The organism is Paraburkholderia translucens, from assembly GCF_020881035.1.
Classification (GTDB): domain Bacteria; phylum Pseudomonadota; class Gammaproteobacteria; order Burkholderiales; family Burkholderiaceae; genus Paraburkholderia; species Paraburkholderia translucens.
This window is the reverse complement of sequence record NZ_JAJITC010000015.1, coordinates 21,901-32,689: the sequence shown is the minus strand read 5'-3', so window position 1 is coordinate 32,689 and position 10,789 is coordinate 21,901. Positions and strand designations below refer to the sequence as shown.

Here is a 10,789-nt window from a genome sequence, read left to right as displayed (position 1 = left end):
GCTTGCCGTTCGAAGCAGTCATGAAAGCCGCCATCAAGATCGAATCGACTCAGGTCGGCAGGCCGCCGCGCATCGCTCCACGGCCGCTCGGCTCGAATTCCAACGCGTGCCACGCCCAACTCTTATATAAGACATAAGACATTTGACCTAGCAGCGGTATTGCCATTAAAATCGCGGCCAAAGCAGTGCCCGGCACAGCACCTGGAGTGCCTTGGAAGCCTTCCCCTGAAACGCAAATACCAGCAGGTCCCCCATGCTTGAAAACTTTCGTGCACACGCGGCCGCCCGCGCCGCTCTCGGCATTCCTCCCCTCCCGCTGACCGCTCAGCAGACCGCCGAGCTGGTGGAACTCCTGACGAACCCGCCCGCCGGTGAAGAGCAGACCCTGCTCGATCTGATCACGAACCGCGTGCCCGCCGGCGTGGACGAAGCTGCCCGCGTGAAGGCCGGTTTCCTCGCCGCCGTGGCCAAAGGCCAGACCGCCTGCGCGCTGATCTCGCGTGAGCGCGCCACCGAACTGCTCGGCACGATGCTGGGCGGCTACAACATTCAGCCGCTGATCGAGCTGCTGTCCGACGCCGCAGTGGGCACCGTTGCCGCCGATGCGCTGAAGAAAACCCTGCTCATGTTCGACCAGTTCCACGACGTCAAGGAACTGGCCGACAAGGGCAACGCCAACGCCCGAGCCGTGCTGCAAAGCTGGGCCGACGCCGAATGGTTCACGAGCCGTCCGGAAGTGCCGCAAAGCCTGACCATCACCGTCTTCAAGGTGACGGGCGAAACCAATACCGACGACCTGTCGCCTGCCCCGGACGCCACCACGCGTCCGGACATTCCGCTGCACGCGCTGGCGATGCTGAAGAACGCCCGTCCCGGCATCACCCCGGAGGAAGACGGCAAGCGCGGCCCGGTCAAGTTCATCGAATCGCTGAAGGAAAAAGGCCACCTGGTCGCTTACGTGGGCGACGTGGTCGGCACCGGCTCCTCGCGCAAGTCGGCGACCAATTCGGTGCTGTGGTTCACGGGTGAAGACATCCCCTTCATCCCGAACAAGCGCTTCGGCGGCGTGTGCCTGGGCGGCAAGATCGCGCCGATCTTCTACAACACGATGGAAGACGCCGGCGCCCTGCCGATCGAACTCGACGTCTCGAAGATGGAAATGGGCGACGTGGTCGAACTGCGCCCGTACGAAGGCAAGGCGTTGAAGAACGGCGAAGTGATCGCCGAGTTCCAGGTCAAGTCCGACGTGCTGTTCGACGAAGTGCGCGCCGGCGGCCGCATTCCGCTCATCATCGGCCGCGGTCTGACCGCCAAGGCGCGTGAAGCGCTGGGCCTCGCGCCGTCGACCCTGTTCCGCCTGCCGCAGCAGCCGGCCAACAGCGGCCGTGGCTTCTCGCTGGCCCAGAAGATGGTCGGCCGCGCCTGCGGCCTGCCGGAAGGCCAGGGCGTCCGTCCGGGCACGTACTGCGAACCAAGGATGACCTCGGTCGGCTCGCAGGACACCACGGGCCCGATGACCCGCGACGAACTCAAGGACCTGGCGTGCCTCGGCTTCTCGGCCGACCTCGTCATGCAGTCGTTCTGCCACACCGCCGCTTATCCGAAGCCGGTGGACGTGAAGACCCACCAGACCCTGCCGAACTTCATCAGCAACCGTGGCGGCATCGCGCTGCGCCCGGGCGACGGCGTGATCCACTCGTGGCTGAACCGCATGCTGCTGCCCGACACCGTCGGCACCGGCGGCGACTCGCACACGCGCTTCCCGATCGGCATCAGCTTCCCGGCCGGTTCGGGCCTCGTCGCCTTCGCCGCCGCTACCGGCACGATGCCGCTGGACATGCCGGAATCGGTGCTGGTCCGCTTCAAGGGCAAGATGCAGCCGGGCGTGACCCTGCGCGACCTCGTCAACGCGATTCCGCTGTACGCGATCAAGCAGGGCATGCTGACGGTTGCCAAGCAAGGCAAGAAGAACATCTTCTCGGGCCGCATTCTCGAAATCGAGGGCCTGCCCGATCTGAAGGTCGAGCAAGCGTTCGAATTGTCGGATGCTTCCGCCGAGCGTTCGGCCGCTGGTTGCACGGTGCACCTGAACAAGGAACCGATCATCGAGTACCTCAACAGCAACATCACGCTGCTGAAGTGGATGATCGCCCAGGGCTACCAGGACCCGCGCAGCCTGCAGCGCCGCATCAAGGCGATGGAGCAGTGGCTGGCCGACCCGCAACTGCTGCAGCCGGATGCGGACGCCGAGTACGCCGCCGTCATCGAAATCGATCTGGCCGACATCCACGAACCGATCGTCGCCTGCCCGAACGATCCGGACGACGTGAAGACGCTGTCCGATGTAGCCGGCGCCAAAATCGACGAAGTGTTCATCGGCTCGTGCATGACCAATATCGGTCACTTCCGCGCCGCGTCGAAGCTGCTGGAAGGCAAGCGCGACATTCCGGTCAAGCTGTGGGTCGCTCCGCCGACCAAGATGGACCAGAAGCAGCTGACCGAGGAAGGCCATTACGGCGTCTTCGGCACGGCCGGTGCGCGCACCGAAATGCCGGGCTGCTCGCTGTGCATGGGCAACCAGGCACAGGTGCGCGAAGGCGCGACGGTCATGTCGACCTCGACCCGTAACTTCCCGAACCGCCTGGGCAAGAACACCAACGTGTATCTCGGCTCGGCGGAACTGGCGGCGATCTGCTCGCGTCTGGGCAGGATCCCGACCCGCGAAGAGTACATGGCCGACATGGGCGTGCTCAGCGCCAACGGCGACAAGATCTATCAGTACATGAACTTCGACCAGATCGAGGACTTCAAGGAAGTCGCCGACACCGTCGCGATGTAAGGGTGCTCACGGGCTACGGCGGGTTGTTCTCGCCGTAGCGCCGCAACATGGCGCCGCAGGCTCAACGTCTGCGGCGCTATTTTTTTGTGGTGCGGCATCGGAGCGGGTCAAAAGACCGGCCGATCCGACCCCAGGATGCCGGAAGATCGAGCGATATCGACGCGATCGCCAACACCCGCTAGGCCATCGTCACGCGATTGCGGCCATTGTGTTTCGAGCGATACAACGCCCGATCCGCGCTCGCGAAACCGTCGCGATGCGCGGGCCGCGACAGCTCGCTGATACGTGTCAGCGACGCGCCGACGCTGACCGTCACCACGCCGAGCGGCGACGCGCGATGCTCGATCGCGAGATCCGCCACACCCCGGCGCAGCGTTTCGAGCGTGTCTTCGAGCACCGGCGGCTGCGCGTCGAGCACGAGCAGCCCAAACTCCTCGCCGCCCATGCGCCCGACCACGATGCGCTCGCTGTCGGCGGCGGCCTGCATCACCGATGCGACCTGGCGCAGACAATGATCGCCGGCCGGATGACCGTAGGTATCGTTGTACTGCTTGAACCAGTCGACGTCGACGACCACGGAACCCATCACATCGCCGTCGCGCGCCTCCTTCCAGCGTCGCGCGATGCTTTCGAGCAGAAAGCGCCGGTTGTACAGTTGCGTGAGCGGATCGATCGCGGTGGCCGTGCGCATCTTCAGATCGTTTTCGATCATCGCGCGCAGGTGATAGAACACGCCGCGCTGGCCCGCATCGAGCCGGCCCGGCGCCGGGTCCATCGCACACAGCGCGCCGACGATCTCGCCGTTCGGCGCGCGCAACGCGATCGCCGCGTAAAAGCGCACGAACGGATGGCGTTTGACCAGCATGCATTCGCCAAAGCGGCTGTCGTTGTGCGCATCCTCGATCACGAACAGATCGGCGTCGCGCACCGCGTAATCGGCTAGCGAACGCGCCCGCGTGACGAGCGGCATCGCCATGCCGACCTCGGCGCGATAGTGCTGATGCTCCTCGTCGAGCAGCACGATCGCGGTAATCGCCGCGCCGGTCACGCTCTTCAGAATCTCTGCCGCGTGGGTGAAGCACTCGCGCATCACCTGATCGTCGTGCAACAGCCATTCGATAACCGAAGATTCCACCTCGGGCTCACCGTTGGCGGGCGAGTCGAGTGGCATCCGGCTAGCGAGCCGATCGTTACGGTGAGCGAGTTGCACGGCGGTGTTCCAGAATGGGCTTAGCTTATGTCAACGGCATAGGCGCGCGAAACTTGAGCCAGGAACGCGGGATCGGGCGACAGCGCCGCAGCGCTGCCGGCAGCTCAAAATGAAATGGGCCGACTCTTGCGAGCCGGCCCATCGATGGATGCGACGTTCAGGTGAGCGAACGTGCAGCTTTACTCTTTATCGCCCTTCAACTGCGGCAGCGCCGCCGCTTCGTTCGAGGACAGCAGGCCCACCTGCGAGTAGATGCGCAGCTTGTCGCGCGTGTCGTTGATGTCGAGATTGCGCATCGTCAATTGACCAATACGGTCGCGCGGCGAGAACGTCGAGGCGACCTTTTCCATCGACAGACGCTCAGGCTGATACGTGAGATTCGGCGACTTCGTGCTGAGGATCGAGTAGTCGTTGCCGCGGCGCAGCTCGACGCTCACTTCGCCGGTGATCGCGCGCGCGACCCAGCGCTGCGCGGTTTCACGCAGCATGATTGCCTGCGGATCGAACCAGCGGCCCTGGTAGAGCAGACGGCCCAGACGGCGGCCGTTCTCGCGGAACTGCTCGATCGTGTCTTCATTGTGGATGCCGGTGACGAGACGCTCGTAAGCGATATTGAGCAGCGCGAGGCCCGGGGCCTCGTAGATGCCGCGGCTCTTCGCCTCGATGATGCGGTTTTCGATCTGATCGCTCATACCGAGACCGTGACGGCCGCCGATACGGTTCGCTTCGAGCAGCAGCTCGACCGCGTTCGCAAACGTCTTGCCGTTCAGCGCGACCGGCTGGCCTTCCTCGAAGCGGATAGTGACCTCTTCCTTCGCGATCTGCACGTCGTCGCGCCAGAACGCGACGCCCATGATCGGGTTCACGATCTTGATGCCGGACTCCAGGCTTTCGAGATCCTTCGCTTCGTGGGTCGCGCCGAGCAGGTTCGAGTCGGTCGAATACGCTTTTTCAGCCGACATCTTGTAGTCGAAGCCAGACTGACGCATGAACTCCGACATTTCCGAACGGCCGCCGAGTTCGTCGATGAACAACTGGTCGAGCCACGGCTTGTAGATCTTCAGATCGGGATTCACGAGCAGGCCGTAGCGGTAGAAGCGCTCGATGTCGTTGCCCTTGTACGTGCTGCCGTCGCCCCAGATGTTGACGCCGTCTTCCTTCATCGCGGCGACGAGCATCGTGCCCGTCACGGCGCGGCCGATCGGCGTCGTGTTGAAGTAGGTGACGCCCGCCGTCGAGATATGGAACGCGCCGCACTGCAGCGCCGCGATGCCTTCCGCGACCAGTTGCGCGCGGCAGTCGATCAGGCGCGCGCCTTCGGCGCCGTATTGCGTGGCGCGACGCGGAATCGAATCGTAATCGTCTTCGTCGGGCTGGCCGAGGTTGGCCGTGTAGGCGTACGGCACGGCGCCCTTCTTGCGCATCCAGTGCAGCGCGGCGCTGGTGTCGAGGCCGCCGGAAAACGCGATGCCGACCTTCTGGCCGATCGGAAGACTTTCAAGGATTGTACTCATAAGCAGTAGCGTTAAACTCGACGTACGGGGGGATTTGGGGGTAACAGGTGAGTATCGGGCAAGCCTGGTGATAAGGCAAGTTACGCGGGAGTATACCGTGAACCGCCTTGCAGCCTTGGATTTCGCCGGCTGGCGCGGCCTTGCGCCGCGATATCCCCGTGTCGAATTCGCGGATCAATTCACGTTTTATTTGTCCTGACACGGCCGATTTATTATCGACCCGGCGTACCATCGCGCAGCGCGCCGCCGCCCGGCCGCTACGACAAGAACGTTTTTCGCACTCAGATGATCAATCTTTTTCAGGCCATGCAGGCTTTCGTCAAGGTCGCCGATGTCGGCAGCTTCGCGCAGGCCGCCGCGCAATTGAACGTGTCGACGTCGGTCGTCACGCGTCATGTGTCGAGCCTCGAGCAGCATCTCGGCATTCGCCTGTTTCAGCGCACCACGCGCAAGGTCGTGCTGACCGAAGCCGGCGCGCAATACGCGGACGGCTGCCGCGTACTGCTCGCCGAACTGGAGGAAGTGGAGTCGCGCGCGACCACGGCGTCGCACGAAGTGGCCGGCGATCTGCGCATCGTCGCGCTCGGCAGTTTTTCGCTGGTCCGGCTCACGCCGCTGTTCGCCGAATATCAGGCACGCTTTCCGCAGGTAAATCTGCGCGTCACGCTGACGGAAAAACGCGTCGATCTGCTCGAAGGCGGCTTCGACGTCGGCATCGTGACCGAGCATATGATCCGCTCGGAGTCGCTGGTGGTGCGGCGTCTGATCAACTCGCACGCGGTGCCGGTGGCCGCGGCCGGGTATCTCGCGCAGGCGGGTCATCCGCAAGCGCCCGCCGAGCTGGCGGGGCACAGGCTGATTGCCGCCTCGTTCGACACGACCGGTCCGATGTGGATCTTCCGCAAGGGCGACGGCGACGACGGCGAGAGCATCGCGATCGATGCCTCGTTCACGGTCAACAGCATGATCATGCAGAAGCAGGCCGCGCTCGGCGCAATGGGCATTGCGCTGCTGCCGCTCGAAATGGTCCAGGACGAATTGCGCGCGGGCACGCTGGTCCGCGTGCTCGACGGCTACTCCGTGCTCAATGGCGACGTGGCGGTGTCGCTGGTGTATCCGAGCCGCGAGTTCGTGCCGCGCAAGGTGCGCGAGTTCATCGATCTCGCGGTCGGTTTCTTCAAGTGACGCGAGGCGCCGCTGTCGGCTCGACGCGTCAGGGCCGCTCGCCGCGCGCAAGCCGCGCGTCGATGTCATACACCACCGGCATCAGGTCCGCGACGCTGTCGATCACGTAATGCGCGCCCGCCGCCTTCAGTTTGGCCGTCGCTGCGCTGCGGCGCGCGGCGAATTCGCCGGCCGGCAGCCCCTTCACCTCGGCCTCGCTCATGCCGAACGCGTTGCCGCTCACGGCGACGCCCACCGCCCACGTGCCGCCATTGATGCCCTCTTCGATGCCCACTTCGGTGTCGTCGACCTTGATCACGTCTTTCGCGCGCCACACGCCGAGCTGCGGCAACGTCCGGTAGATCATGTACGGCGCCGGCCGCCCTTCTGGCGTGTCGCCGGTGCACACGATGCTGTCCGGCGAGAACCCCTGGGCGGCCGCGCCCGGCACGATCTCGTCGATGATCTCGCGCGTATAGCCGGTCGTCGTGCCGATGCGGATGCCCTCCTGGCGCAATGCGCGCGCGACCTCGGCAACGCCCGGAATCACCGCGCTATAGCTCGCCGCGACCGCGATGTTCTTCGGCACGAACACCTCGTACACGGCGTCGATATCGGCGTCGCCCGGCGCGTGGCCGTGGCGCTCGGCCCACGCCCGCGCGACGCGCGGCAGCGCCAGCAGCGCCGCGATATGCGGCCGCTTGGCCATGCCCATCGGGCCGCGCGCTTCGTCGATCGTGATCGGCACGCCGAACTGCTCGAAGGTCTCGACGAACGCGCCCATCGGCGCACGTGAACCGTAGTCGACCACCGTGCCGGCCCAATCGAAAATCACTGCCTTGACATGTTTCATCTGCTTCGATTCTCTGCAATCCGAATGTATTGGCTCTGCCGCGACGGGTCAGGCTGCCTGGGCCAGCGCCTTGCGTTCGTCGAGCGCGGCGCGCGGCGGCGCCGCGTGCGTGACGACCATGGTCCGCAGCGCTTGCGCGCAGGCATCGACCACGCGGCGCATCACGTGCTCGTCGACCTGGCCGATGCAGCCGATGCGGAAACTGTCGATCACCGTCAGCTTGCCCGGATAGATGATGAAACCCTGCTCCTTCATCAGTTGATAGAAGCGCTCGAATTCGAACGACGGATGCGCCGGCGAGAAAAACGTCACGATGACCGGCGAGCGCCAGCGCGCGTTGAGCAACGGCTCGAAGCCAAGTTCCCGCATGCCGGCGACGAGCACGTCGCGATTGTTCGCATAGCGCGCGAGCCGCGCCGGCTGCCCGCCTTCGAGCCTGAACAGACGCAGCGCCTCGATGAACGCGGCCACCGTATGCGTGGGCGGCGTGAAACGCCACTGCCCGGTGCGATTCATGACGTCCCATTGGTCGTAGAGATCGAGCGCGAGCGAATGGCTGCGCCCCTTTGCTTCGGCGAGCGCGCTCTTGCGGGCAATCACGAAGCCGAACCCCGGCACGCCCTCGATGCACTTGTTCGCCGACGAGACGAACGCCTCGCACGCGATTTCCCGAACGTCGAGCGGCAACGCGCCGAAGGCGCTCATCGAATCGATCAGCAGCTTGCGGCCATGCCTCGCGACCGCGGCGGCGATTTCATCGAGCGGATTGAGAATGCCCGAGCTCGTTTCGCAATGGATCGCGACGACGTGCGTGATCGACGGATCGGCGGCCAGCATGCGCTCCACTTCGGCACCGCGCGGCGGCAGGTAATCGCCCTTGTCGAGCAGTGTGCAGGTGCGGCCGAGGTAGGCGAGCGTCGTCGCCGCCCGCTTGCCGTACGCACCGTTGGCGAGCACGAGCGCGTGGCCGTCGCGCGGAATCAGGCTGGCAAGCATCGCTTCGACGCAGTAGCTGCCGCTGCCCTGCAACGGCACGCAGTCGTAGCCGCCCTCGGTGTCGCCGGCGATGTCGAGCAGGCTCGCGCGCAATTGCGCGGTCATGGCGCGGAAGTCGCCGTCCCATGAGCCCCAGTCGCGCAGCATCGCTTCCTTGGTCGACAGCGCCGTGCTCAGCGGACCCGGCGTGAGCAGATAAGGCTCGCCGCCCGCCGGCGCGGCGCAGGGCGCCGTGCAACGGGGCACCGAGGTTGCCGCGGCTGCAACGGCCGATGCCGCCGCCGAACCGCCGATCGCGCTTTCCATGTCCGGAACTCCGATATCGCTGAGGTCGATACCTCACACGATACAGAAAAGCCGTCCATCGGTAAAATCGATATAATCGATGACGATATCGTAAAAACTTATCCGACGGCGGAGCACACGTGCAATACGCGCAATTGCGGGCGTTTCATGCAGTCGCTGAACATGGCGGCTTTTCGAAAGCGGCGCAGGCGTTGTCGCTCACGCAGCCGGCGGTGTCGGACCATGTGCGGCGGCTCGAGCAGGATTACGGCGTCAAACTGTTCGAGCGCGGGCCACGCGGCGTCGAGACGACCGAGCTCGGCCTGCGCCTCTTCAGTGTGACGCGGCATATGCTCAGTTGCGAGCGCGACGCGCGTCAGTTGCTCCAATCGGCGGGCGGGCTGGAGTCGGGTTCGCTATCGCTTGCGGCCGATGCGCCCGATCTCGCCGTCGCGCTGATCGGCGCGTTTCGCCGGCGGCATCCGGGCATCGTCGTCACGCTGTCGATCGCCAATGCGGCCGAGTGCATGCAAAGGGTGCTGTCGAGCGCGGTCGACGCGGCAATCACCGCCGCGCCCCAGGTCCATAGCCGGTTGCAGTCGCGCGTGCTGCGCCGCGACCCGCTCGTCGCGATGGTGCCGCTCGGCTACCCGGCCGCGAAGAAGCGCCGGCTCAGCTACGCTGAGCTCGTGAAGCAGCCGATGATTTTTCGCGAACCGCAATCGGTCACCCAGCAGTTGCTCGAAATCGAGCTCGTGCGCGAGTCGTTGCAGGTCGAGCCCGTGCTTTACGTGGATGGCCGCGAAGCGCTGGAGGAAGCGGTCGCGCAAGGCATGGGCGTCGGCGTGATCGCGCGAGCGGAGTTCAGGGAGTCGCGGCGTATCCGCATGGTGCCGCTGCTGGATTGCCGCGTGCAGATGACCGAATCGCTGACCCGGCTCGCCGAGCGGCCAGGGTCGAATCTGCTCGATGCGTTGTTTGCGGTGGAGTTGCCGGGCGCGGAGACGCGCGTCGCGGGCGGCGAAGTTTAGGGCACCTAGCTCGCGCGCCGTCGCAACGCGGCGCGGCCTTCGTGCTGGCAACTCCGTCGGACTCAGTGCGCCCCGCCGCTTGCGATCAGGCTTTCGCCCGTCAGCCAGCGCGCATCGTTCGAGGCGAGGAACGCGACGACATCCGCAATATCGTCGGGTTGGCCGATCCGGCCGAGCGGCGTCGTGCTGATGGTGAGCTTTTCGAAGTCCGAACCGATCACGCCGGCGCTGTGAACGCCCTCGGTCTCGACCATGCCCGGATTCACCGAATTCACGCGGATCTTGCGCGGACCGAGCTCCTTCGCCAGCACGCCAGTGATTGCATCGACCGCGCCCTTGGTGGCCGTGTACACCGTGGTGGTCGGCGGCGTGATGCGGGCCGCGACCGAACCCACGTTGACGATGCTCGCACCTTCGCCCAGATGCTTGAGCGCCGCCTGCGTCACCAGCAGCAGCCCGAGCACGTTGATATCGAAGTGCTTATGGAAGTGTGCTTCGGTGATCTCTTCAATCGGCGCGAATTCATAGACCCCCGCGTTATTGACGAGAACATCGAGCCTGCCATAAGTTTCGATCGCCGCATCGATGATGCCCTTCGCGTCCGCGGCCTTCGACACGTCGCCACCGACCGCGACCGCCTTGCCGCCCGCTGCGGTGATATCGGCCACCACCTTGTCGGCGCCTGCGCGGCTCGACGCATAGTTCACCACGACCGACGCACCCTGCGCCGCCAATGCTTTCGCAATCGCCGCACCAATGCCCTTCGACGCACCCGTTACAACCGCTACCTTGCCTGTGAGCCTGCTCATGATCGTGTCCTTGAAAGAGTTCGCGCCGGCATGCCTCGCGAGGGACCGCGGGGCCATGCTGCGATTGCTGGAAACGCAGTGGCGCTGT

General features: G+C 65.0%; 8 protein-coding genes. 3 read left to right on the top strand and 5 right to left on the bottom strand.

Annotated elements, in window-relative coordinates; all coding sequences use genetic code 11:
• The first annotated feature begins 253 nt into the window (after positions 1-253).
• Positions 254-2,839: a bifunctional aconitate hydratase 2/2-methylisocitrate dehydratase gene (gene acnB / locus LJ655_RS23775; RefSeq protein ID WP_230563661.1), complete on the top strand. Its 2,586-nt coding sequence runs from the start codon at positions 254-256 to the stop codon at positions 2,837-2,839.
• A gap of 178 nt (positions 2,840-3,017) precedes the next feature.
• Here acnB and LJ655_RS23770 read toward each other — a convergent pair whose 3' ends face one another.
• Both LJ655_RS23770 and argG read right to left on the bottom strand, forming a co-directional pair.
• Positions 3,018-4,049: a diguanylate cyclase domain-containing protein gene (locus LJ655_RS23770; RefSeq protein ID WP_230563660.1), complete on the bottom strand. Its 1,032-nt coding sequence runs from the start codon at positions 4,047-4,049 to the stop codon at positions 3,018-3,020.
• Between the two features lie 179 nt (positions 4,050-4,228).
• Positions 4,229-5,563: an argininosuccinate synthase gene (gene argG / locus LJ655_RS23765; RefSeq protein ID WP_230563659.1), complete on the bottom strand. Its 1,335-nt coding sequence runs from the start codon at positions 5,561-5,563 to the stop codon at positions 4,229-4,231.
• Between the two features lie 285 nt (positions 5,564-5,848).
• Between argG and LJ655_RS23760 the strand changes: the two genes are divergently transcribed.
• A complete protein-coding gene (locus tag LJ655_RS23760; protein ID WP_230563658.1) occupies positions 5,849-6,748 on the top strand; it encodes a LysR family transcriptional regulator in 900 nt (299 codons plus the stop codon).
• A gap of 28 nt (positions 6,749-6,776) precedes the next feature.
• On the opposite strand, the gene phnX is transcribed toward LJ655_RS23760, so the two are convergent.
• Together phnX and LJ655_RS23750 are read right to left on the bottom strand one after the other, a co-directional pair.
• Complete coding sequence (gene phnX, locus LJ655_RS23755; RefSeq protein ID WP_230563657.1) at positions 6,777-7,580, bottom strand: phosphonoacetaldehyde hydrolase; 804 nt, start codon at positions 7,578-7,580, stop codon at positions 6,777-6,779.
• A 48-nt stretch (positions 7,581-7,628) separates the two neighbouring features.
• Positions 7,629-8,882: a 2-aminoethylphosphonate--pyruvate transaminase gene (locus LJ655_RS23750; RefSeq protein ID WP_230563656.1), complete on the bottom strand. Its 1,254-nt coding sequence runs from the start codon at positions 8,880-8,882 to the stop codon at positions 7,629-7,631.
• A 119-nt stretch (positions 8,883-9,001) separates the two neighbouring features.
• On the opposite strand from LJ655_RS23750, the gene LJ655_RS23745 reads away from it, so the two are divergent.
• Positions 9,002-9,892 carry a LysR substrate-binding domain-containing protein gene (locus LJ655_RS23745; protein ID WP_230563655.1) on the top strand — a complete coding sequence of 297 codons (891 nt, stop codon included), beginning with the start codon at positions 9,002-9,004 and terminating at the stop codon, positions 9,890-9,892.
• 62 nt (positions 9,893-9,954) lie between these two features.
• Here LJ655_RS23745 and LJ655_RS23740 read toward each other — a convergent pair whose 3' ends face one another.
• Complete coding sequence (locus LJ655_RS23740) at positions 9,955-10,701, bottom strand: glucose 1-dehydrogenase (RefSeq protein WP_230563654.1); 747 nt, start codon at positions 10,699-10,701, stop codon at positions 9,955-9,957.
• Positions 10,702-10,789 lie beyond the last annotated feature (88 nt).

Bases quoted from the DNA above. Each gene is read 5' to 3' on its own strand.
- acnB (WP_230563661.1), top strand. From the start codon at position 254: ATGCTTGAAAACTTTCGTGCACACGCGGCCGCCCGCGCCGCTCTCGGC.
- argG (WP_230563659.1), bottom strand. From the start codon at position 5,563: ATGAGTACAATCCTTGAAAGTCTTCCGATCGGCCAGAAGGTCGGCATC.
- LJ655_RS23760 (WP_230563658.1), top strand. From the start codon at position 5,849: ATGATCAATCTTTTTCAGGCCATGCAGGCTTTCGTCAAGGTCGCCGAT.
- phnX (WP_230563657.1), bottom strand. From the start codon at position 7,580: ATGAAACATGTCAAGGCAGTGATTTTCGATTGGGCCGGCACGGTGGTC.
- LJ655_RS23750 (WP_230563656.1), bottom strand. From the start codon at position 8,882: ATGGAAAGCGCGATCGGCGGTTCGGCGGCGGCATCGGCCGTTGCAGCC.
- LJ655_RS23740 (WP_230563654.1), bottom strand. From the start codon at position 10,701: ATGAGCAGGCTCACAGGCAAGGTAGCGGTTGTAACGGGTGCGTCGAAG.